Raw genomic sequence first — 23,575 nt, forward strand, 5'->3', positions numbered from 1 at the left:
TTAGTATATTACATTATAAAATTCATGTCAACTCTCCCAAATTTTTACATTTAAAATTAATATCTAAATAGTGGAAAATGTTTTGTAATATTTTTAACACGTTTTCTAAAATTTTCAACATTATTTCCTTTGCTTTCGATTACACCATCTATTATGTCTGCTATTAATGGCATTTCATGTTCACTAAACCCTCTTGTCGTAATCGCCGCAGTACCAATTCTTATACCACTTGTAATCAATGCCCCCTGTGTGTCAAATGGTATACAATTTTTATTAACGGTAATCCCTACATTATCTAATAGTTTCTCACATTCTTTCCCTGTTATATCTTTATTTGTTAAATCAATCAAAATTAAATGATTATCTGTTCCATCAGATACTAGTTTAAAATCTCTCTCTTTTAATTCCTCAGCTAATCTTTGTGAATTCTTAATTATATTTTTTGTATATTCCTTAAAATTATCACTCATAGCCTCTTTAAAACAAACCGCTTTAGCTGCAATCACATGAATTAACGGACCTCCCTGAATTCCAGGAAATATAGACTTATCTACTTTTTCACCATATTCCTTTTTACAAAGTATTGCACCACCACGCGGACCACGTAAAGTCTTATGTGTTGTAGTTGTAACAAAATCTGCATATATTGTTGGATTTTCATGAACACCACCTGCTATAAGACCAGCTATGTGTGCCATATCAACCATCATATAAGCTCCAACAGCATCACAAATTTCTCTAAACCTTTTAAAATCAATTTTCCTAGCATAAGCACTATAACCACAAACAATCAACCTAGGTCTAACTTTTAAAGCTAAGGATTCAACTTCATCATAATCTATAACTCCTGTTCCCCTATTCACACCATAAAACTTAAAATTATAAGTTTTACCAGAAAAATTAACTGAACTTCCATGAGTTAAATGTCCACCATGACTTAAGTCCATAGATAAAATGGTATCATTATGTTTCAAAACTGAAGAATAAACAGCCATATTAGCTTGTGATCCAGAATGTGGCTGTACATTTACATGTTCAGCATCAAACAATAATTTCATTCTCTCTATAGCTAGACTTTCAATCTTATCTACAACTTCACATCCACCATAATATCTTTTATTTGGATAACCTTCAGCATATTTATTCGTTAAAATTGTTCCCATAGCATGTAAAACATCATTGCTAACAAAATTTTCAGATGCAATAAGTTCTATATTATTAATTTGCCTATCTTGTTCATCTAAAATCAAATTAGCTATTTCTCTATCTATTATCATTAATATCATCTCCCATATTTTGTTATAAAAAATAAATGCTATGCTAACATATCACTTTATTAAAGCAATTACATTAAACATAGCATTCTATTCAATAAATTTATAAACTTTATTCTTTTATATATATCCCTAGTTCATGTAGTTGAATATCGCCAACTCTACTAGGTGCATTTGATAACAAACACTCCGCTTTCTTATTCTTTGGAAAAGCCATAACATCTTTTATGTCAATAACATTAGCTAAAAACATGACAATCCTATCAAGACCAAAAGCAATTCCTCCATGTGGTGGAGTCCCATATTTCAAAGCCTCTACAAAAAAACCAAATTTTTCATTTATCTCACAATCTGACATACCCAATGCTTCAAACATTTTATTTTGAACTAAGTCATTATGTATTCTTATACTACCACCTCCAATTTCTTCACCATTTAAAACCAAATCATAAGCTTTAGCTCTAATCTTAGAATATTCTTTGGTATCAAAATATTTAATATCATCTTCATTAGGCATAGTAAACGGATGATGAGAAGCATAATATCTGCCATCTTCTTCGCTATATTCATATAATGGAAAATCTTTTACCCATAAAAACTTAAACTCCGTATTATTATTAAGTATCCCTAACATATTTGCAAGCTCAATTCTTAATGCGCCTAACGCACCTAATACAGTTTTCTTTACCCCTGGAATTATAAATAAACAATCATTATTTTTCAATTTATATTTTCCTACAATTTTAATTTTATCCTCATCACTTAAAAATTTATTTATTGAAGATATCACTTGATCTTCTTTATACCTTATATAGATTAATCCTTTAGCATTAAAATGATCTTTAACAAAACAATTAAGAGTATCTAATTGTTTCCTTGTAAAATCAACATTTTCAGCTTTTATAGCTCTAATTTCCAAATTATTTTCTATACACTCTTTAAACATTAAAAATTCTGAATTAATAAAATCATGTTTAACATCTATAATTTCCATATCAAATCTCAAATCCGGCTTATCTGTTCCATATTTTTCCATGCATTCATCATAACCTAACTCAATAAATTTATCTACAATATTTAAATTAAGTGTAGAATTAAAAACATGTTTGATAAGTAACTCCATTTTATTTTTAATATCTGTTTCATCAACAAAACTCATCTCAATATCAATTTGAATAAATTCAGGTTGCCTATTTGATCTAAGATCCTCATCCCTAAAACATGTAGCAACCTGATAATACTTATCAAATCCACTTACCATTAACAATTGTTTATATATTTGTGGAGATTGTGGCAAAGCATAAAAATTACCATTATTAATTCTACTAGGAACCAAAAAATCTCTTGCTCCCTCTGGTGTACTTTTATTTAATATTGGCGTACTCATTTCTATAAATCCATCATTATGTAAAAATTCTCTAAATGCATTAAGTGCTTCACTTCTAAGTTTAAATATTTCTTGATATTTATTATTCCTCAGGGAAATATATCTATATTTAAATTTCAAACTATCATTAACATCAAAACCATCTTCAATCATAAAGGGCAATTGTTCTGATTTTGAGTAAACTTCTATATTGTCGCATATAACCTCAATATCACCATTTTTAATCTGTGTATTTTTTGATTCCCTCTCCTTAACAATTCCTCCAACCTTTATACAATACTCCGACTTTAAAGAATCTCCAATGTCAAATATAGGACTACCTTCCTTAAATACAATCTGTACAATCCCTTCTCTATCTCTTAAATCAACAAATATAAGGGATCCTAAATTTCTCTTTCTATTTACCCATCCTTCTAATATTACTCGTTGATTTAAATATTGTTTATCAATTAATCCACAATATTCTGTGCGATGTAATTTCTCAAATTTCATAAAAGTGTAATCCCCTTATAAAAAATATTTTTGTATCTCTTTATCATTATTTAAATTTAAAATAGTTACTTCACTAGTATCCATATTCTTTATCTTAATCATACCAGTATACAATTCATCTCTACCTATAACTACTATATTTTTAGCATTTATCTTATTAGCATACTTCATCTGTTGCTTAAAACTTCTATTTAAACAATCTGTATCACATTTAATATTAAATTTTCTTAATTTATTACATATTTTTAGAGCATCAGTTTTATACTCTTCGCTATGATTAATTACAAATAAATCAATTCTATCATCTTTTACATACCTATATAAATTATCACCTAGCGATAGTAAAAGTCTCTCAATCCCCATTCCAAAACCAACAGCAGGACAATCCTTTCCACCAAGTTCTTCTATTAAATTATTATATCTTCCTCCACCGCATAGAGTTGTATTCGATTCATCTACTATCTCAAATACAGTTCTAGTATAATAATCCAATCCTCTAACAATACTACTTTTTACTTCAAAATCAACATTAAACATATTCAGGTATAGTTGAACATCATTAAAGTGTTTAGTGCAAGTTTGACATATGTAATCAAGTATACTAGGAGCATCTTCTAAAAGCATATTTTTACATTCTTCATTTTTACAATCCAATATCCTTAATGGATTTTTTTTCAATCTTTCTTGGCAAATACTACATAAATTTTCACTAATACCTTCCAAGAATTTTTTAAATTTTTGGTTATAAATACTTCTACATTCATCACACCCTAAAGAATTTATATATACCTTAATATTTTTCAAATTAAGGTCATCATATATACTATATGCCATACTTATAATCTCTGCATCAGATATAGGTGAATCAGTTCCAAATATCTCAACTCCAAATTGATGATGTTGTCTTAATCTTCCTTTTTGCACATTTTCATATCTAAATACAGGTGTTATATAAAATAACTTCGTTGGTTGAGGATTTGAATACATACCATGTTCAATAAACGATCTTATAGTAGGAGCAGTACCCTCAGCTTTTAACGTTATACTTCTATTTCCTTTATCATTAAAAGTATACATTTCCTTTTGTACTATGTCCGTTGTATCACCAACACCTCTTAAAAACAAATCTGTATATTCAAATATCGGTGTCCTTATTTCTTTAATACCATATATTCTAGCTTTATTCCTTAAAAAGTTTTCTATATATTTCCATATGTAAGTTTCCCAAGGCAAACAATCCTTTGTTCCCTTAGGTGATTTAATAATTTTATCCATCCAAATTTTCATCTCCTAATATGTCTCTTAAAAACCTATTATTAATTTTTTCTTCTCCTATGCTACTTTCCTCACCATGACCTGGATAAACTATCGTATCATCTGGTAAGCTAAATAATTTAAATCTAATGCTCTCTATAATCGTATTAAAATCTCCACCATACAAATCAGTCCTTCCTATTGTTCCCTTAAAAAGAGTATCACCAGTAAAAAGCAAATCATCAATCCTATAACTTACACTTCCGAGAGTATGCCCGGGAGTAGCTATTACTTCCACCTTAAAACTATCAAAATTTAATATCAAATTATCGTATACAGGATTTATATTATATAATTTTGTAAATAAGTATGGCTCATCATATTGAGATTGTAAATCTGGTAGAGACATAAAAAATGTTGTGTTAAAATGACGTTGTATATACTCTACTCCCATAGTATGATCAAAATGTCCATGTGTAAGTAATCCATATTTTATATTTAAATTAAAATTATTTTTCTCAATGTAGTTAACTAATTCTTTACCATCCCCACAATCAATAATGATTGTATTATTATCAGCTGTGTTATGAACCAAATAACAATTACACTCATAACTCCCTAACGGAACTCTATAAACATTAATACCACTCACAATTTGCCCTCCAAAATAGCATGATCAAAAATTTAATATTAATTATTATTATATATAATAACTAATTACTATTTGTATTCGGTCTAAAGACGTTAAATACTCCCTTAACCCCTCTTAAAGAAGCAATTAATTTGTCAAGTTTTTCTCTGGAATCAATATTAATCCTAATATCTGCCTTAGATATTTCGGAATCTACTTCTCTAAAATTAATACTTTTAATATATACATTAAAACTCTTAACAACTTTTGAAATGTCTTCAATTATAAATGATGTTACATTTCTAAAAGTCACACAAATATCTACATCATATTTTCCATTATTAATATAATACCACTCTATATTTATAATTCTTTCTTTATCTGAACATTTAATTGCATTTTGACAATCTTTTCTGTGTACAGTTATTCCCTTACCTCTAGTTATAAATCCAACTATATCATCTCCACAAACTGGAGTACAACATTTAGCAAATTTAGTTAATAAATTACTTTGCCCCTCTATTAATACTTCATTTTTATAACTAGATTTAGGTGAAGTATGGTGCTGCTTATATTCTATGTTAGAGTAATCTTTTTTATCAGTTTTCTTATCGATGAAATTTTCTGATGACAAATCAGTTATCTTAGATAAAACAGTATGAAATGTTATATTCCCTGTTCCTAAACTAAAGTATAACTCATCTAAGTTAAATACAGATAGAGACTTTAGAAGTTTATTAATATATACATCATTTAAACGTATAGACCTTTTCTTACATTCCTTTTCAAATAAATATTTACCTCTAGCTATATTGTCCTCCTTAGCTATTTTATTAAACCATTGACGTATTTTACTTTTAGCATGATTACTTTTAACAAACCCTAACCAATCTATACTAGGACCTTTCATTTGCTTAGAAGTAATAATCTCAACTATGTTTCCTGTTTCCAGTATATGATCTAAAGTAACCATTTTTTTATTAACTCTAGCCCCTTCACACCTATACCCCACATCCGTATGAATTCTAAAAGCAAAATCTACAGGAGTAGATCCAATAGGCAAAGATATAACTTTCCCTTCAGGGGTAAAAACAAATATTTCTTGGAATATCAAATCTGTTTTAAAATTTTCCATAACTTCTGTAGGATTTTTTGTCTCAGTAAGCCACTCTACAACTTCTCTAATCCATACAAATTTTTCATCAAAACTATCCTTTGTATCTGTTTGCTCCTTATATTTAAAATGTGCCGCTATTCCTAATTCTGCAACTTTATGCATTTGTTTAGTCCTAATCTGTATTTCAAAAGGTTTCCCGCTTTTAGTAAGAACTGTTGTATGAAGCGATTGGTAATTATTCGACTTAGGCATTGCTATATAATCCTTAAACTTATTAGAAATCGGATTATACTTTTCATGTGCTAAACCTAAAGCTATATAACAATTCTTTATATTATCAACAATAACTCTTATAGCTATCAAATCAAAAATTTCATCTATAGTTTTATTCTTCTGAATTAATTTTTTATATATACTATATAAATGTTTGGGCCTGCCTTCAATAATAGCATTTACATTAGATTCGCTTAAGACTTCTTTAAACTCCGTTATTATTTTATTAGTTAACTTTTCCCTATCATCCCTTTTTTCAGAAACCAATTTAGCTATTTTATAATATTCATCTGGATTCAAATATCTAAAAGATAAATCTTCTAATTCCCATTTTATTTTGCTTATTCCTAATCTATGTGCTAAGGGTACAAATATATTTAATGTTTCTTTAGACTTCTCCTGTTGTTTATGTTCAGATAAATATTTTAAAGTTCTCATATTATGAAGCCTATCAGCGAGTTTAATCAAAATAACCCTAATATCTTTTGTCATAGCCATTAACATTTTTCTAATATTCCCCGCTTGTGCTTCTTCTTTTGTCTTATAATTTATTTTATCTAATTTAGAAACACCTTCAACCAGAATAGCAACCTCCTCACCAAAAGTTGTCGCTATATCTGAATATGTGAATTCAGTATCTTCAATAACATCATGTAAAAGTCCACCTATTATAGTATTTACATCTAAATTCATTTCTGATAGAATATACGCAACTTCAAGAGGATGTACAATATAAGGCTCGCCATCTATTCTTTTTTGATTTATATGTGCATTAAAAGCAAAATTAAACGCTGTTATTATTGAATCTCTATTTTCACTGCTTAATCTACTTATTATAGATTCTAATTTCTGATACATAATAGCCCCCTTGAAAATATAGCAATTTAGGGAGATCAAATTCTATTGAAACTCCCTGAAAATATGTATTAACTTATAAACACAAACAATATTTATTTAGACAATTATAATATATATACTACAGAATTACAACTATACATCATACTTTACAAATGAATGTACATTATATCCTTTTAATATATCCCTGCCACCAATCTTCTCCAACTCTATGACAAAGTCTAACTCTACAACTTCTCCTCCAGCTTTTTCAACAAGTTCTGCCACAGCTTTAATTGTACCACCTGTTGCTAATAAATCATCAATTATAGCAACTCTAGGATTATTCTTCAACGCATCTTTGTGCATCTCTAATGTATCTTTCCCATATTCCAAGTCATAACTAACTCCTATAGTATCACCAGGTAGCTTACCCTTTTTTCTTACAGGTACAAATCCTATTCCTAAAGCATACGCAACAGGTATTCCAAATATAAATCCTCTAGCTTCTGGAGCAACTATTAAGTCTATCTTCTTATCTTTTAAATTACTTACCATTAAATCTATAACATACCTAAATATCTTACCATCCTGTATAATAGTTGTTATATCCTTAAAGCTTATTCCTTTTTTAGGAAAATCTTCGATAATTCTTATACTTTCCTTCAAATCCATGATTTTTCCTCCAATTTACAATTTACCTCTTTAATTAGATACTTACAAATTTGATTAGCCTTTAGAGAATTTGATACTGTAAGCAATTCAACTATTAATCTAGCATTTGTAACTTTATTTTTATTTATATACTCGGGGTCAATAAAATTAATTAACTCGTTAATAGTTATATTATTAGAACTAATTTTAACTAACTCACGCAATCCATAATTCTTAGTATTTTTCAAAAAATACGATCCTTCTTTTAAAAGTTTATAATTCTCACCATATACCTTAACATTGTCATTAAATAAACTTATAAAAACTAAATCCAAAAACTTAACCATACTTTTCAAATTATAAAATCTACTTATGCCCTCCAAAATTTTATAAGTTAAAGCTGGTAGTGTTAAATCCTTAAATGAATATACACAATCATCTGAATATGGGTTTATTAGTATATATTTTGAAGAATTTACTGTATCTTTCTCTTTATTGGAAATATTTATAATCTTTATAGGTGAATCTATTTCTATAATCTTATTTAATGAAAATACTATATCTACTCTCATAAGTTCGATGTGTTCATTAAATCCATCTATATCAAACTCTTGATCATCATCATAAATATAATGATACACATTCAATTTCAAATACCTCAATGCTAACATCAAAATAGATGTAGATAATACACCATCCAATGTTCCTGGAGCATAAATCAATATATTAGTATGCTTACTAATCACATCATCAATTATATCAATTACTTCTTTGATACCATTAATTTCAAAAGGATTATAATTATCACCAATATATCCCTTTTCCAAAACAAGATTACGATAATCTACCATAAATATAATCCTCCAAATCATTAGAAAAACAAATTTAATTATAGTTTACAACGTTAATTTTTACAATATATTTAACAAAAATAATAGATAGATTAATTTATTAAAATAATCTATCTATGTTACAACACTTATTTATTTAATTTATTATCTTTTTTAGAAGCTAACATCGACCACAATGGGGTAGCAATAAAAATAGATGAATATGTACCTGAAATTATTCCAATTAGTATAGGAAATGAAAACTCTCTTACATTAGGCACAAAAATATAAACGCAAAGTATAATAATAATCGTTGTAATAGATGTGTTTATACATCTAACTAAACTTTGTTTTACACTTAAATCTGCAATATACCTATTTGATTTTCCCGAATGCAATTTCTTATTTTCTCTTATCCTATCAAATATAACTATGGTGTCATTAATTGAATACCCAACTATTGTTAATATTGATGCTATAAATGGAGAATTTATAGGTACCATAAATATAGAATACGCACTTAATGTTATCAAAACATCATGTATTAATGCTACCACAGCAGCTATACCAAAATAAATTTCAAACCTAATAATTATGTATACAAGCATCACTATAGTTGCTATTAATAATGCTATTAATGCTCTTATAGTAAGTTCTTTACCAATAGATCCACTTATTTCTGTTTGAGATAATAATGCGGAATCTTCTAACGAATATTTATCTTTAAGTTCATTAAAAAAACTAGCTACCTCATCAGTTTCAAAATTCTTACCCCTCACTTCTATTTGAGTCCCATTCACTTTTTTCGAAACTGCATTTTGAGAATATTTCTTCAATATCTCATCTACTTCTAACTTATCAAATTCCTTACCAATATCTATTAATACCGTAGTTCCTCCAACAAAATCAATACCTATATTGATCCCTCTATAAAAAAATAGAGCAACCCCTATTAATATGGTAATTATAGATATAGAAAACCATACTTTATACTTTTTCGTTATGTTCATCTATAATCACTCCTTCACTTTTCTTATGTTCATTTTCATTAAATCCATAACTCCTTTTAGACCTTAATCCCATATTATAGAAAAGCTCAATCAAAAATCTAGTTATAACTATAGAACTAAACATACTTAGAACTATACCTATTAATAAAGTTGTTGCAAAACCTTTTACACTACCTGTACCAATAAAATATAAGACTAGACCAGCTATTATAGTTGTAATATTAGAATCCAAGATAGAATTCATAGCTTTATCAAAACCAATTTTGATAGATATTTTAACTGATTTTCCTTTTTTTAATTCTTCTCTTATCCTCTCAAATATCAAAATATTAGAATCAATAGCCATTCCCAAAGTTAGTAATATACCCGCTATACCTGGCAATGTTAAAACAGCACCTATAAGTGCAAATACAAATAAAAATAAAATCATGTAAATTGCTAAAGAAAATACAGAAAGAATTCCGGGAAACCTATATCTAATAAACATAATAATTAATATGAAAATGAATCCTATTAAACCAGCCTTTATTGTATTTGGGAGAGATTCTGCCCCCAACGTCGGACCAACCTTATTCACGGATATAGTCTTAAGTGTAACTGGCAATGCTCCTGATTGAATAATACTTGCAATTTTATTAGCCTCTTCGAAACTCATCGAACCTTCTATTATTGCTTCTCCATCAGTTATTTGAGTATTAACCACAGGTTTTGTTAATACTTGATCGTCCATGCTTATCTCTATAGTTTTATTTATATTATTCCCTGTAGCTTCAGCAAATTTCTTTGTTCCTTCATCCGTGAATTTTAATTGTATTATTGCTTTCCCATCCTGCGTTAAAACTGCAGTGGCATTTTTAACATCATTACCAGTAAGCAGTACATTTCCTTCTTCATTTTTAAAATTTAACTGACCTGTAGATGTAAGAGTTTTAACTATATCATTAGAATCAAATTCGCCTGCAAGATCGATTCTTATACGATTACTCCCCTCTATAGTAACAACAGGTTCACTCAATCCAAATTTATTAACTCTTAAAGATAATAACTCTCTAGTATTTTGAAGTGTTTCTTTAGTTATATTTTCATCAACTATCTCTTGTAAAACAGAAACTCCACCTTGAAGATCTAGTCCCTTTTGTATAGAATCATTAAAATTTTTAAATTTGTATCCTGAAATTTCAAATCCTTTAAATCCCCAAAATGTACAAAATAAAAATAATAATAACACTAAAATAAAAATAAATAGCGAGGATCCTTTCGAAGTAAGTTTATCTTTTTTCACAATATACCTCCTCAAATAAACTTATCTCTATAGTAATAATTTTATTAGTTAGTTACTTTTTCTTTAGATTTTTCATAGGCCTTCAATGCTATGGCCATTTCAATTCTTTTTTTCTGCAATGCACATCCTATCTTATATGGGCTTAATATTGAATTTGTAAATTCATGATTATTAGCCTGACAACCACCACTACAATAAAACCTTGCCCAACACTTATTACAATCTTCTTTTTTATATATGTTAGCATCTTTGAACTCACTTACAATCTGTGGTTCTGTTATTTTATCCTTATATAAAGAATTAATATTTCCAATAATAAACTCTTTCTTGCCAACAAATTGATGACATGGATAAATATCTCCACTTGGAGTAATAGCTATATATTCAAATCCAGCACCACATGCAGAAACTCTTTTATAAACACAAGGACCGCCTTGCAAATTTATATTATAATGATAAAAATTAACATTCTTACCTTTATCAATAGAGTCCCTTAAATATCTATAAATTTTATCATATTCATCATAAATTTGCTCTAAATCTTCAAAACGTATGGATATTTCTGTATCTTCCTTAACAACAACTGGTTCAAGAGAAATTTCTCTAAATCCCTTATCAGCTAGATGTAAAAAATCATTTGAAAAATCCAAATTTTGATGCGTATAAGTACCCCTTACGTAATACTCTTTCCCTTCCTCTCTTCCTTCCACAAGTTTCTTAATCTTATCAATTATAATATCATAAGAGCCTGTTCCTACTGCTGTTAATCTCATATTATCATTTACTTCTTTTCTACCATCTATTGACAATATTATATTTTTCATATTCTTATTTAAATATTCAATAATTTCATCATTTAATAAAATCCCATTTGTTGTTAAGGTAAATCTTATATTTTTATTGACCTTTTTCTCTATGCTTCTTGCATACTCAACTAATTGTTTTATCATATCAAATGCCATAAGCGGTTCACCACCAAATAAATCAACTTCAATATTATATCTTGGTCCACTTTGACTTATCAAAAAATCCAATGCTCTCTTGGCAACATCCAGAGTCATAATTTCCCTTTTACCCTTGTACTCTCCCTCATCAGCAAAACAGTATTTACACTTTAAATTACAATCATGAACAACATTTAAACACATGGCCTTCATATATTCTTGTTCATTATTTATTTTAACTTTTTCTTCATACATATCTTTAGTATATAATATATTATCACTAATTAACTCTTCTATCTCTGATAAAACTTCCTCTAAATCAGCTTCAGAATATTTATTTTCAAACCTTCTAACAGCCTCACTTAATGTAAGAGGCTCGTTCGCATCTAATACATCATAAGTAATCTCATCAATTTCCATAAGAGACCCTGTATTAACATCCAAAACATATCTGAAATCATCTATAAAAAATTTATGAATTAACTCCATAATACTATCTATTCCTCCATATCATATAAAAAATAAATAGACCGATCAAATCAGCCTATTAAAATAATCTCAAAAAATAATCTATATATACCTCACTTATTTTTCACAAACTATATTAGCTACTGTGCACGAAGTCTTACATGCAGATTGACAAGAATTTGCACATTCCTTACAATTTGTATCTTTTAATGTATCTTTTATTGTATTTTTAACCAAAATTTTAATATGTTTCACTAAACTTACCTCCCAAAATGAACTCCGGAAAATTATAACATATTTGTTTTCTAAAATCTAGAATTATTATTTTTTATAAAACCTCCTTATACCATAAAAAAGTTCGATAGAATTACAATTCTATCGAACTACGAACATTTATTTAAAATATCAATTCTATTATCTTACTCGATAAATTATTATTCAAATATTCGTCCTTTACTGAAAAAATCTTTGTTAAATAACTATTCACATCTTTTGGTAAATCTTTTATTATTTACCACATTCTCCTATCAATATTAGATTTAAATAATTCTTTACATCTATTGATAAATTCTTCTTCGTTAACCATTCTATTAGCAATTTGTGATAAAGATACTGATTCAGTATTTCCATTAGCAAGTAAAGAATTATACTCATCTAACCAAAATTTCAAACCTTCTTCATCAGGATTTCTTCCTAAAATTACTCCATAAAACGCTTCTATCTTTTCTTCTGCTGTATCGTATCTATCTATAAATTCTTTTTCAGTCAAAATATTCAATACAAAAGTTTGAGGAGATACAGTTTTACTTTCGATGTTTTTATACCAATATGCAAAACCCACTTCATCTGGATGTCTACCCATAGATTTTTTATACACATCTACTACAAACTCCCCAATTGAATTCCTAGGCATACCAGCTCTAAAAAATGTAATATTCACAATTTTTTTTACATTCTTATTATCTACATAAGTAAGAGACAAATTTTTATATTCCTTGTCTGGAACAAGACCTTCTAATTTAAGTATTGATCCGTCAAAAGATACGCTTATACCCTCAATACCAACTGAAAAATCTTTTCCTGTCTTAAAACTTTCTAGTAAAGATTCATCAGTAATATTAACTGCTATGCTTACATCATTCAATCTCACTACATCAGAAGATAGTATACTAATTATACGATTATTAGAACTTTCACTACCCATATCTGAAAGAGTTTCAAAAGTTTCTTTTGAAATCTCATTTCCTAAATTATCTCTTAAAGTAGCAGTATAAGTTGTATTAGGTAACAAATTATTTATCGTATAAGATTTTCTATCTCCTTCTTTTCCTTCTAATATAAGCATTTCTTTAATAATTCCTGAACCATCTTTAATCTCAAGAGTCAATGGATACTGCCTCTTCCCATTTTTATCATTACCATTTGTACCAAAAAAAACACTTAAACTTACACTATCATGCGTTAAATTTGCACGCTCTAAATTAAAAGTATTAAAATTTAAAATATTAGCATATATAATAAACTGATTTTCTTGTTCATCAGTATAGTCAATATCAGGTATTAAATTATAAGTATATCCCCCATCTAAATCGATTATTTTTCCATCTTCTACAGATTTAAATTCCATATTTCCTGATTTTTCAAGATCTAAGTTCATAGTACCCATATGTTTTTGAGTAGAAAGGAAACACTGAATAAGTAAATTCAAATTATTAGAAAAATCAACAGGTGATTTTAATACAGCAGACATATCTATATAATCTTGTCCAACAATCTTCGATGTGGATTCCACAACAAAATTATTATTACTAGATACTGGATTTAAAAAACCATTAAAAATTTTATTTGAAGTAAATACTAGCTGCACATTATCTACTCTATCAATTATAGGTTGATCTATTAAATCATTTTGAATCTCTATACCTTTAATATTAATAGGAGTATTCAAGGTTTCTGCTTTTAATAAAGATCCCTCTTTTCCCCCACCTCTAATTATTCTAAATCTATTCGGATCATTAACTATAAGATCAGCTTCTATTACTAAAATTCCTTTTCCATAAATTTCAAAATTGATATAATCTTCATTATTAATTTTTGCTTTAATAGCTTCTATAATCTTTTTAGTTAACTTAAACTGCTCGGTAACTGCAAATTCTGAATACTCACTCAAATATTTAATAAACTCTTCTTCTGTTGTAGCACTATTAATCGATATCGCACCCTCTTCACCCGGTAATGGTTTAGATTCTTCACTTTCATTACTATCTCCATCTCTTAATAGAATAGATCTAAGATTGACATTTTTAAAATCTTTTGATTCTACATTATGTGAAAAATTAGGACATAAAAACGCAATTGAAACAATAGCTAAAACTAATTTTAGAATTTTTTTAGATAACATATATCTTCTCCTTAAACTAAAATATAAATCACATAAATATTGTAATATATTTGTAAACTTTTTTCAATAACAATTTAAAACACTTATAAAATAAAAGAGGACATTAAAACAACAAACATCCTCTTTTAAACTACGAATTATCAGATTTAATATCAATCTTTTCTACAGACTCAACTACTATAGTTCCTATAGAATTTTTCAAAAAAGTCATTCTTGTCTTATCAGGAGCAGTCTCTAAAACAACCTCATTTTTATCATTATCTATAGATATAACCTTAGCAACAACTCCACCTCTAGTAATAACCTTATCATTAACTTTTATATTATCAAGCATCGATTGATACTTCTTTCGTCTTCTCGTCTCTGGAAGTATCATTATTACATACAAGATTATTAAAAATCCTATAGGTATAAGTAGATTAACAAAAGAACTCATAAAAAATCTCCTTTTAGCGTATTCCCCATTCTCTAAACTTTTGATTCTTAAATGCAGAGAATTGATTTAATTCAATAGATTTTCTAATTTCTTCTAATAGTTTATTATAAAAATTCAAATTATGCAATACACATAATCTCATAGCAAGCATTTCTTTAGCCTTAAATAAATGGCGTATATATGCTCTAGAATAATTTTTACATGCCTCACAAAAACATTTTTCATCAATAGGATTATCATCAAGTTCAAATTTTTTATTAATTAAATTAATTTTACCTGTACTAGTAAAAACTTGACCATGTCTACCATTCCTTGCCGGCAATACACAATCAAAAAAATCGACACCTCTATATACTGCCTCTAAAATATTTTCAGGTGTACCTACACCCATTAAATATATAGGCTTATTTATCGGTAAATATGGTACCACTTCTTCTATAACGTCATACATTTCTTCTTTGGTTTCGCCAACTGCTAATCCACCTATAGCATAACCAGATAGATTAAGATCAGATATCTTCTTTGCATGTTCAATTCTTATATCTTTATATATTCCACCCTGATTAATTCCAAATAACAATTGTTCACTATTAATAGTATCTTTTGTGTTATTTAATCTATTTAATTCAGTTATACATCTCTTCAACCATCTAGTAGTACGAGAAACCGAACTAACAACATAGCTTCGATCAGATGGGTTTGGTATACATTCATCAAAAGCCATAGCTATAGTTGAAGCTAAATTACTTTGTATTCTCATGCTCTCTTCTGGACCAATAAAAATCTTTTTACCATCTAAATGCGAATTAAACTCTACTCCATCTTCTGTTATTTTTCTTAAATTAGAAAGCGAAAAAATCTGAAAACCACCTGAATCAGTTAAAATCGGCTTATCCCAATTCATAAATTTATGTAAACCACCTAATTTTTTCACATTTTCATCACCAGGTCTAATATGTAAATGATAAGTATTAGATAATTCTACTTGACAATTTATTTTATTTAAATCTACTGTCGAAATAGCCCCTTTAATCACACCCAAAGTTCCTACATTCATAAAAACTGGAGTCTGTATTATACCATGTACTGTTTTAAATTCACCACGTCTAGCCCTACCATCTACATTTAACAATCTATACATAATCATCCTCCAAAGATACATCAATCAAATTATAATCATACTATCACCAAAACTAAAAAATCTATAATTATTTAATATTGCTTTTTCATATATAGTTAATATTTTTTCTCTATTATAAAATGCGCTAATTAATATGATGAGTGTAGATTTAGGTAAATGAAAATTAGTTATTAATGAATCAATAACTTTAAATTTATATCCTGGTTTTATAAATATATCTGTATATCCCTTATCCCCTATACATTTACCATTTCTAGTAAATACAGTTTCGAGAACCCTAACAGTAGTAGTTCCAACAGATATAATTTTATTTCCTCTAGACTTTGCGAAATTAATAACTTCAGCAGTATAATCACTAATTTCATAATACTCAGAATGCATAAAATGATCATTAATATTTTTAGTTTTAACATGCATAAATGTCCCTAAACCAACATGTAATGTTACATAAACGATTTTTACACCTTTATTTTTTATTCTACACAATAATTCCTTCGTAAAATGAAGACCAGCCGTAGGTGCCGCAATTGATCCCATTTTATCCGAGTATACAGTTTGATATCTTTCTTTATCATACAATACTTCTTTTATATATGGTGGTATCGGAATATCCCCATTCCTATTCAATACATCATATATATTACCATCATAAATAAGTTCAACAATCCTATTTCCATCTGGTTTTATGCCTATTACGGTAGCTTCAATTTCACCATTTCCAAAATGAAATTTTTTACCAATAGAAGCTCTTTTCCCAGGCTTACACATAACCTCCCAAATTCTTCCTTCTATATTTTTAACTAATAAAAACTCTATTTTACCTCCGTATCTACTTACCCCATAAATCCTAGCAGGTACAACCCTCGTATCATTTAAAACCAATACATCATCTTTCTCCATATAATTAACTACATTAAAAAATTCACTATGTACAACACTATCTTCTTTTCTGTTAACAACCATTAATTTAGACGATTCCCTATTTTCTAATGGTTTTTGAGCTATAAGTCTATCTGGTAAATTAAAATCAAATAAATCTATATCCATAAATCACTCCATATTTCATCTGTTAATATTAAAGTATTTATATGTCTTATCAGTTGCAATTCTACCCCTAGGTGTCCTAATTATGAAACCTTGTTGTATAAGAAATGGTTCATATACATCTTCTAATGTACTGATTTCTTCTGATAAAAAATGTGCTATAGTTTCAATCCCTGTGGGACCACCTTTAAAATTAAAAACTAAAGCCTCTAAAATTCTCTTATCTATTTTATCTAATCCAAATTCATCAATTTCTAAAAGATCTAGAGAGTGTCTAGCTAAATCTATATCAACTAAATTATTTTTCTTAACTTGTGCAAAATCACGTACTCTTTTTAAAATTCTATTAGCAACCCTCGGCGTACCTCTAGAACATTTTGCTATTTCAAGAGCTGCATCATCAGTTATTTCCATAAATAAAATTTTAGACGACCTTATTATTATTTCCTTCAACTCATCATTTGTATAATAATCCATTGGTAATAATACACCAAATCTATCTCTTAAAGGTGAAGTTAAAAGTCCTAATCTAGTAGTAGCTCCAACCAATGTAAACTTAGCCAAATCTATTCTTATAGACTTCGCTTGTGGCCCTTTACCTATAATAATATCCAAAGCGTAATCTTCCATAGCACTATATAAAATTTCTTCAACTGTTCGACTTAATCTATGTATTTCATCTATAAATAATATCTCCTTTTCCTCAAGTGATGTCAATATAGCAGCTAAATCTCCAGGCTTTTCAATTGCTGGACCCGAAGTTATTCTAATGCTACTATTCATTTCTTTGGAAATAATACTAGCAAGTGTGGTTTTCCCAAGTCCTGGTGGACCATAAAATAAAACATGATCTAATGCATCACCTCTCATATTTGCTGCTTCAATAAATACTTTTAAATTACTTTTAACTTTACTCTGACCTATATATTCATTAAAATTTACAGGTCTTAAACTATACTCCTTTGAATCATTCATAGAAAATGATGTGTTAACTAATCTACCATCCATAACATCACCTCATCAAACTTTTCAAACACTCTTTTATTATAAATTCTAATGATTTATCAGAAAACTCTTCTACCACTTGATCCAAGACTTTATTTATACTCTTTTCATCAAATCCTAAAGATAACAATGCCTCCCGTGACTCAGTTAAAATACTGCTAGATTTATAGTCAACACTAATTTGACTAACTCTATCAGGTACTGCTAGCGATATCTTATCTTTTAGTTCAAGTATTATACGTTGTGCTGTTTTTTTTCCAACACCATTTGCTTTCATCAATACAGATTCATCAGAATAATAAATTGCTTCTCTCAATGTATCCACAGTATTAATAGACAATATCGCTAATGCAGCTTTAGATCCAACTCCATTTATATTTATTAACTTTAAGAACATTTCTAATTCATATTTATTTATAAATCCATATAAACCTATAAAATCTTGTCTCACTATCTGTTCAACATAAAGTCTAACCTTACTATCTATATTTGGCATTGAATAAATACTGTTACCCGAAGTAAAAATCCTATATCCAATACCTTGATTTTCTATAATTACATAATCTTTATTTAAACCTCTATATATTCCCTCTATATATTCATACATACAACATGACCTTTTTTAATTTTAAAATTAATTATTATATACTAAATTTACCATTCGTATTAATTTTTTTCAACTAAAGTTGATCAAATTATTTAAGTTTCAAGTTCGCTTAATATATACTGCATCTCATCTCTATTGTCAGAGCTTAATTGGTAATTTAATACTAAATTTCTATCAGATACAGGTAAAGAATCCACCTTCTTACTGCTTATATCTACTTTTTCATTTTCAATAAATAATTTACCATTATTGTCTGATTTAAATACAGTTATATAACCATTTTTCTCACCTATGTAATACATATTTGGATTAAAATTATTTTCATCTTTTTCTTTTAAGACAATAGATTTATCATTAAAATCGATTATTTCATACTTTCCTAATGGATATACGTCAGTAAAAATTTTATTAATATCCATTAATTCTAGTTTCATCCTATTTTTTTCCATAAATTCACCATCATCATTTTGGCTCACTATAACTAAATCTCTAGTATTATTTTTAGATATCGATTCATAACTATTCCTATTCACAAAATTTGTATCATTTTTAAAACTAATAACTTTATAGGTAATCATATAGGCACTCAAAAAAATTAGTATAGATATACCGATTATCCCTAATATTATAAAATTATTTTTATTATTATTTAAAAATTTATTTTTCATTATCTCTCACTCCTTGTTAGGATTATGTATAAAATATTCAATTTCTATACATATTTAGATAAAAAATGAAAAGAGTGTATTGAAATCACAACACACTCTTAAAAATTTAACTATTCAAATTCATATTCTGCATTACAATAGACTTCTTGAACATCCTCATCATCTTCTAACATATCTATAAATTTCTCTATCTTTTCAATATCCTCGTCTGAAGTTAATAAAACATTCGTATCTGCTTGCAATCTTATTTCGGCTTCTAAAAAATCAATATTTTCTGAATCAAGCTCATCTTTTATCTTCTTAAAATTATCGGCATTGCTTTTAATTACATATACATTTTCCTTTTCGTGTGTTTGAAAATCATCAGCTCCATAATTAAAAGCAATTTCCATTATTTCATCTTCACTTATATCCTGAGACCTATCAACTACAATTTCACCAATTTCTTTAAACATATAACTAACACAACCACTAGATCCGAGATTACCAGAAAATTTAGAAAATATATGTCTTATATTCCCTGCAGTTCTATTTTTATTATCTGTCAAAGTTTTAACTATAACTGCAACTCCAAATGGACCATAACCTTCATAAATTAAAGTTTCATAATTATCCCCTGTTAATTCTCCTGCCCCTTTTTTTATTGCTCTCTCTATTGTTTCTCTTGGAACATTATTATGTTGAGCCTTTTCTATAGCATCTTTGAGTTTTGAATTGCCTTCAATACTTGATCCACCCATTTTAGCTGCAACAGATATCTCTTTTATAAGTTTTGTAAATATTTTTGATCTTTTTGCATCAACTTTACTTTTACGCGCTTGTATATTATGCCATTTACTATGACCTGCCATTATTTATTCTCCTTACTTTTCTTAGGATATTTTATAGAATTTTTATACAGTTTCTCCATTATATTTCCATATAAATCGATATCTAAACTGTTAGCTAAAGAAATTGAATAGATCATCACATCTGCTAATTCTTCGCAAAAATGATTAAACTTATCACTATTTTTTATGTTATATGCCTCATCAGTTGTATCCCACTGAAATATTTCCATAAGTTCTGCAGCTTCGATAGCTATACTCATACTAAGATCCTTAGGGTTTCTAAATTTATCCCATCCTCGTTCCAATTCAAAATTCTTTATTATTTTCTTAAGCTCTTTTAGATTGATATTTGAATCATTTAACTCCATAACTTAATTCTCCTAATTTTATTAAACCTCATTATTTAGAAAATACTTTCCCTCATCTTTAAAATACATAACATCATCACTAATTTCAACACTCAAATTATTTGAAGTTAAATCAGTTATATCGGATAAAAACTTGTTTACATCAATTTTCTCACATCTAACTTTAAAAATAACCCTATCTTCATATAAAGTATCTTTTATATGGATTTTATTTTCATTAAAAAAGTATTGTAATTTACCAACCAAATCATACTTAACAATTATTAAAATTTCATTTCCCAAAACTTTGTCAACTATCCTTGCATTATTAATCGCCCCATTGGCTCCATTTACATAAGCCCTAGTTAATCCTCCAACACCTAGAAGAATTCCCCCAAAATATCTTGTTACCACAATAATAACATCCGTTAATTTTCTCTTTTTTATTAGTTCTATTATTGGTATACCAGCAGTACCTTGGGGTTCACCGTCATCTGTATATCTTTGAATTAACATATTACCACCAACTATGTACCCGTAAACATTATGCTTAGAATCATAATGCTTACTATTTATGTATTCTATAAAATTTTTAGCCTCATCTTCTGATTCAATATGTTTAATATATCCAATAAAGACAGACCTCTTCTCTTCGAATTCATAATATGCATCGCCTATAATAGTTTTATAACTCAATTTCTAATTCTCCAAATCTTCAATAATATATTTTTTAAATCTATCTAATTCACTCTTCGGTATATCAAAATTAACAAATGTACCTTTATCCAAATGCTCTTCTTTTATAATTTTATAACTTTCATAAACACTATTTAATATCGAATAATCATCATATGGAATTAGCAAAGATACATTTTGGTAATTTAAACTTAGAGTTTCCTCAACTAAATTTAGTAACTTATCTATATTAATTTTTTCGATGACAGAAATAAATACTATTTTATCAGAAGGATATAATTTATATATTTTTGATTTCAATTCCTCAAGCTCACTATTTTTTAATTTATCTATTTTATTAAATATTAGTATCCTGTTTAAATTCTTAATCCCTATTTCTTTCAAAACATTATCAGTCGTATTTATTTCAACTTCAAAATTATTTGAAGAAATATCTACAACATGTAAGAGTAAACTGCTATAAATAACCTCTTCCAATGTTGACTTAAATGCATCAACCAAATCATGTGGCAACTTTTTTATAAAACCAACTGTATCTGTCAAAGAAATTAAAGTTTTTCTCGGTAACAAAATTTTTCTAACGGTTGTATCTAAAGTCGCAAATAACATATCTGCTTCAATTACAAGTTTTTTATCCAAATCCACTTCACCGACATTAGATGTTGAATAAATATAATTTCTTAATGTAGACTTCCCAGCATTTGTATAACCTACAATCGAAACCTGTGGTATATTATTTTTTATTCTTGCATCTCTTTGTACACTTCTCTCTAACTTTATTTTCTCAATTTCTTTCTTCAAATAATCAATCTTACTTCTTACATATCTCCTATCAGTTTCAAGTTTAGTTTCTCCTGATCCTCCTCTTAAACCAATTCCCCCAGATGTTCTGTTTAAGTAACTACTCAATCCTCTCAATTTTGAATATTTATATTTCAACATAGCCAATTCAACTTGATATTTAGAAACTTTAGATTTTGCCCTCCTATTAAATATTTCTAAAATCAATGTTGTCCTATCTATAACTCTAATTCCTGACATTTCTTCAAGAACGCGTATTTGAGATCCTGACAAATCATCATCAAAAATTAATAGTGTTATGTTCCTATGATAAATAGAGTTTAATATTTCTTTAATTTTTCCCTTACCTATGTAATACACAGAATCAGCCTTATCTCTATTTTGAAAAAACATATCTTTAACATTTATGTTGCAAGCATAAGCTAACTCTCTTAATTCTTCAAGACTTTCAAGAGTATCACACCCTATTAAAACACAATTATCACTAATTTCATTTTCATATATTTCAACTTTAAAATTCTTCTCTATGTCTTGAATCTTAGAGAAAATATTAAAATCTAAATAATCTTTTAAATTATAAAAAACATACTCTTCATACTCATTATCACCATTATTTAACATTCCTATTGAAAACCCATTGAATAAATTTTCATCAGTAACATTAACTGCTGATATTGCATCCAATCTTAAATTCTTTAAACTTGCAATATCAACATCCGACAACTTAGGGGATGAATTTAAATGTGTATGAATTACCCTGCATCCACTTAACTTCTTTTTATCCTTTAAATCAATATGAATCTTTGCATCAGCATTTGTTCCAATCGAAATACTATGAACATTTCCATTTCTTAATAAAACAATACATATTTCCTTGTTAATCTTAAAACTTATTTCACATATCTTATATAAAATTTCTTCGCTAATAATTAAATTCTTATCAAGTCTAATATCATATATATCTTCAAGTTCATTAAGATAACTTCTTTTAATACCATTCGTATCACCGTATATCATAGAATCACTCCTAAATCATAATTATAATTTTTCAAAAACTACTCACTCTGAAAGTATAGATTATTAATTTCATGAAAGAATTAAAAATATAAGTCAAATAAAAAATAATTACAAGTATCCTTGAATTTTATA

22 protein-coding genes are annotated in these 23,575 nt (G+C 27.7%); all 22 read right to left on the bottom strand.

Annotated elements, in window-relative coordinates:
- Positions 1-56 precede the first annotated feature (56 nt).
- Complete coding sequence (glyA, locus tag SFBMNL_RS04505) at positions 57-1,277, bottom strand: serine hydroxymethyltransferase (protein WP_042294672.1); 1,221 nt, start codon at positions 1,275-1,277, stop codon at positions 57-59.
- A gap of 109 nt (positions 1,278-1,386) precedes the next feature.
- A complete protein-coding gene (gene aspS, locus SFBMNL_RS04510) occupies positions 1,387-3,153 on the bottom strand; it encodes an aspartate--tRNA ligase (RefSeq protein WP_005806111.1) in 1,767 nt (588 codons plus the stop codon).
- Between the two features lie 15 nt (positions 3,154-3,168).
- Complete coding sequence (gene hisS, locus SFBMNL_RS04515; protein WP_007439860.1) at positions 3,169-4,428, bottom strand: histidine--tRNA ligase; 1,260 nt, start codon at positions 4,426-4,428, stop codon at positions 3,169-3,171.
- A complete protein-coding gene (locus tag SFBMNL_RS04520) occupies positions 4,421-5,059 on the bottom strand; it encodes an MBL fold metallo-hydrolase (RefSeq protein ID WP_052341897.1) in 639 nt (212 codons plus the stop codon). Before SFBMNL_RS04520 ends, hisS begins: the two co-directional genes overlap by 8 nt.
- 61 nt (positions 5,060-5,120) lie before the next feature.
- Complete coding sequence (locus SFBMNL_RS04525; protein ID WP_042294673.1) at positions 5,121-7,286, bottom strand: RelA/SpoT family protein; 2,166 nt, start codon at positions 7,284-7,286, stop codon at positions 5,121-5,123.
- A 132-nt stretch (positions 7,287-7,418) separates the two neighbouring features.
- Entirely contained in the window at positions 7,419-7,937 is a 519-nt protein-coding gene (locus SFBMNL_RS04530) for an adenine phosphoribosyltransferase (RefSeq protein ID WP_005806105.1), read from the bottom strand.
- Positions 7,928-8,767 (bottom strand): DHH family phosphoesterase, encoded by an 840-nt coding sequence (locus SFBMNL_RS04535; RefSeq protein ID WP_005806103.1) that lies wholly within the window; start codon positions 8,765-8,767, stop codon positions 7,928-7,930. Before SFBMNL_RS04535 ends, SFBMNL_RS04530 begins: the two co-directional genes overlap by 10 nt.
- 128 nt (positions 8,768-8,895) lie before the next feature.
- Positions 8,896-9,756, bottom strand: a complete 861-nt coding sequence (gene secF / locus SFBMNL_RS04540; protein WP_005806102.1) for a protein translocase subunit SecF — start codon at positions 9,754-9,756, stop codon at positions 8,896-8,898.
- Positions 9,734-11,038, bottom strand: a complete 1,305-nt coding sequence (gene secD / locus SFBMNL_RS04545) for a protein translocase subunit SecD (RefSeq protein WP_042294674.1) — start codon at positions 11,036-11,038, stop codon at positions 9,734-9,736. The genes secF and secD overlap by 23 nt, the downstream gene beginning before the upstream one ends.
- 44 nt (positions 11,039-11,082) lie before the next feature.
- On the bottom strand, positions 11,083-12,471 hold the full coding sequence (scfB, locus tag SFBMNL_RS04550; RefSeq protein ID WP_042294675.1) for a thioether cross-link-forming SCIFF peptide maturase: 1,389 nt from the start codon (positions 12,469-12,471) through the stop codon (positions 11,083-11,085).
- 96 nt (positions 12,472-12,567) lie between these two features.
- Positions 12,568-12,705, bottom strand: coding sequence for a six-cysteine ranthipeptide SCIFF (gene scfA / locus SFBMNL_RS04555; RefSeq protein WP_005806098.1), 138 nt, complete (start codon positions 12,703-12,705; stop codon positions 12,568-12,570).
- 256 nt (positions 12,706-12,961) lie between these two features.
- Positions 12,962-14,851: a DUF4214 domain-containing protein gene (locus tag SFBMNL_RS04560; protein WP_042294676.1), complete on the bottom strand. Its 1,890-nt coding sequence runs from the start codon at positions 14,849-14,851 to the stop codon at positions 12,962-12,964.
- Between the two features lie 130 nt (positions 14,852-14,981).
- Positions 14,982-15,287: a preprotein translocase subunit YajC gene (yajC, locus tag SFBMNL_RS04565; RefSeq protein WP_042294677.1), complete on the bottom strand. Its 306-nt coding sequence runs from the start codon at positions 15,285-15,287 to the stop codon at positions 14,982-14,984.
- A gap of 13 nt (positions 15,288-15,300) precedes the next feature.
- Positions 15,301-16,428 (bottom strand): tRNA guanosine(34) transglycosylase Tgt, encoded by a 1,128-nt coding sequence (gene tgt / locus SFBMNL_RS04570; protein WP_042294678.1) that lies wholly within the window; start codon positions 16,426-16,428, stop codon positions 15,301-15,303.
- Positions 16,429-16,452: 24 nt separating this feature from the next.
- The gene (gene queA / locus SFBMNL_RS04575; RefSeq protein ID WP_042294679.1) at positions 16,453-17,475 is read right to left on the bottom strand and encodes a tRNA preQ1(34) S-adenosylmethionine ribosyltransferase-isomerase QueA; all 1,023 of its coding nucleotides are present in this window, start codon (positions 17,473-17,475) and stop codon (positions 16,453-16,455) included.
- A gap of 15 nt (positions 17,476-17,490) precedes the next feature.
- Entirely contained in the window at positions 17,491-18,480 is a 990-nt protein-coding gene (gene ruvB / locus SFBMNL_RS04580) for a Holliday junction branch migration DNA helicase RuvB (RefSeq protein WP_042294680.1), read from the bottom strand.
- Positions 18,481-18,484: 4 nt separating this feature from the next.
- The gene (gene ruvA / locus SFBMNL_RS04585) at positions 18,485-19,084 is read right to left on the bottom strand and encodes a Holliday junction branch migration protein RuvA (protein ID WP_042294681.1); all 600 of its coding nucleotides are present in this window, start codon (positions 19,082-19,084) and stop codon (positions 18,485-18,487) included.
- A gap of 92 nt (positions 19,085-19,176) precedes the next feature.
- On the bottom strand, positions 19,177-19,752 hold the full coding sequence (locus SFBMNL_RS04590) for a hypothetical protein (RefSeq protein WP_042294682.1): 576 nt from the start codon (positions 19,750-19,752) through the stop codon (positions 19,177-19,179).
- 110 nt (positions 19,753-19,862) lie between these two features.
- Entirely contained in the window at positions 19,863-20,603 is a 741-nt protein-coding gene (locus SFBMNL_RS04595; protein ID WP_005806087.1) for a YebC/PmpR family DNA-binding transcriptional regulator, read from the bottom strand.
- Complete coding sequence (locus tag SFBMNL_RS04600) at positions 20,603-20,950, bottom strand: nucleotide pyrophosphohydrolase (protein ID WP_005806085.1); 348 nt, start codon at positions 20,948-20,950, stop codon at positions 20,603-20,605. Before SFBMNL_RS04600 ends, SFBMNL_RS04595 begins: the two co-directional genes overlap by 1 nt.
- A gap of 21 nt (positions 20,951-20,971) precedes the next feature.
- Positions 20,972-21,625, bottom strand: a complete 654-nt coding sequence (locus SFBMNL_RS04605) for a YigZ family protein (protein ID WP_042294683.1) — start codon at positions 21,623-21,625, stop codon at positions 20,972-20,974.
- A gap of 3 nt (positions 21,626-21,628) precedes the next feature.
- A complete protein-coding gene (hflX, locus tag SFBMNL_RS04610) occupies positions 21,629-23,443 on the bottom strand; it encodes a GTPase HflX (RefSeq protein WP_042294684.1) in 1,815 nt (604 codons plus the stop codon).
- Between the last annotated feature and the right edge of the window lie 132 nt (positions 23,444-23,575).

The organism is Candidatus Arthromitus sp. SFB-mouse-NL (genome assembly GCF_000709435.1).
Lineage (GTDB): Bacteria > Bacillota > Clostridia > Clostridiales > Clostridiaceae > Dwaynesavagella.

Bases quoted from the DNA above. Each gene is read 5' to 3' on its own strand.
- glyA (WP_042294672.1), bottom strand. From the start codon at position 1,277: ATGATAATAGATAGAGAAATAGCTAATTTGATTTTAGATGAACAAGAT.
- aspS (WP_005806111.1), bottom strand. From the start codon at position 3,153: ATGAAATTTGAGAAATTACATCGCACAGAATATTGTGGATTAATTGAT.
- hisS (WP_007439860.1), bottom strand. From the start codon at position 4,428: ATGGATAAAATTATTAAATCACCTAAGGGAACAAAGGATTGTTTGCCT.
- SFBMNL_RS04525 (WP_042294673.1), bottom strand. From the start codon at position 7,286: ATGTATCAGAAATTAGAATCTATAATAAGTAGATTAAGCAGTGAAAAT.
- SFBMNL_RS04530 (WP_005806105.1), bottom strand. From the start codon at position 7,937: ATGGATTTGAAGGAAAGTATAAGAATTATCGAAGATTTTCCTAAAAAA.
- SFBMNL_RS04535 (WP_005806103.1), bottom strand. From the start codon at position 8,767: ATGGTAGATTATCGTAATCTTGTTTTGGAAAAGGGATATATTGGTGAT.
- secF (WP_005806102.1), bottom strand. From the start codon at position 9,756: ATGAACATAACGAAAAAGTATAAAGTATGGTTTTCTATATCTATAATT.
- scfB (WP_042294675.1), bottom strand. From the start codon at position 12,471: ATGGAGTTAATTCATAAATTTTTTATAGATGATTTCAGATATGTTTTG.
- SFBMNL_RS04560 (WP_042294676.1), bottom strand. From the start codon at position 14,851: ATGTTATCTAAAAAAATTCTAAAATTAGTTTTAGCTATTGTTTCAATT.
- yajC (WP_042294677.1), bottom strand. From the start codon at position 15,287: ATGAGTTCTTTTGTTAATCTACTTATACCTATAGGATTTTTAATAATC.
- tgt (WP_042294678.1), bottom strand. From the start codon at position 16,428: ATGTATAGATTGTTAAATGTAGATGGTAGGGCTAGACGTGGTGAATTT.
- queA (WP_042294679.1), bottom strand. From the start codon at position 17,475: ATGGATATAGATTTATTTGATTTTAATTTACCAGATAGACTTATAGCT.
- ruvB (WP_042294680.1), bottom strand. From the start codon at position 18,480: ATGGATGGTAGATTAGTTAACACATCATTTTCTATGAATGATTCAAAG.
- ruvA (WP_042294681.1), bottom strand. From the start codon at position 19,084: ATGTATGAATATATAGAGGGAATATATAGAGGTTTAAATAAAGATTAT.
- SFBMNL_RS04590 (WP_042294682.1), bottom strand. From the start codon at position 19,752: ATGAAAAATAAATTTTTAAATAATAATAAAAATAATTTTATAATATTA.
- SFBMNL_RS04595 (WP_005806087.1), bottom strand. From the start codon at position 20,603: ATGGCAGGTCATAGTAAATGGCATAATATACAAGCGCGTAAAAGTAAA.
- SFBMNL_RS04600 (WP_005806085.1), bottom strand. From the start codon at position 20,950: ATGGAGTTAAATGATTCAAATATCAATCTAAAAGAGCTTAAGAAAATA.
- hflX (WP_042294684.1), bottom strand. From the start codon at position 23,443: ATGATATACGGTGATACGAATGGTATTAAAAGAAGTTATCTTAATGAA.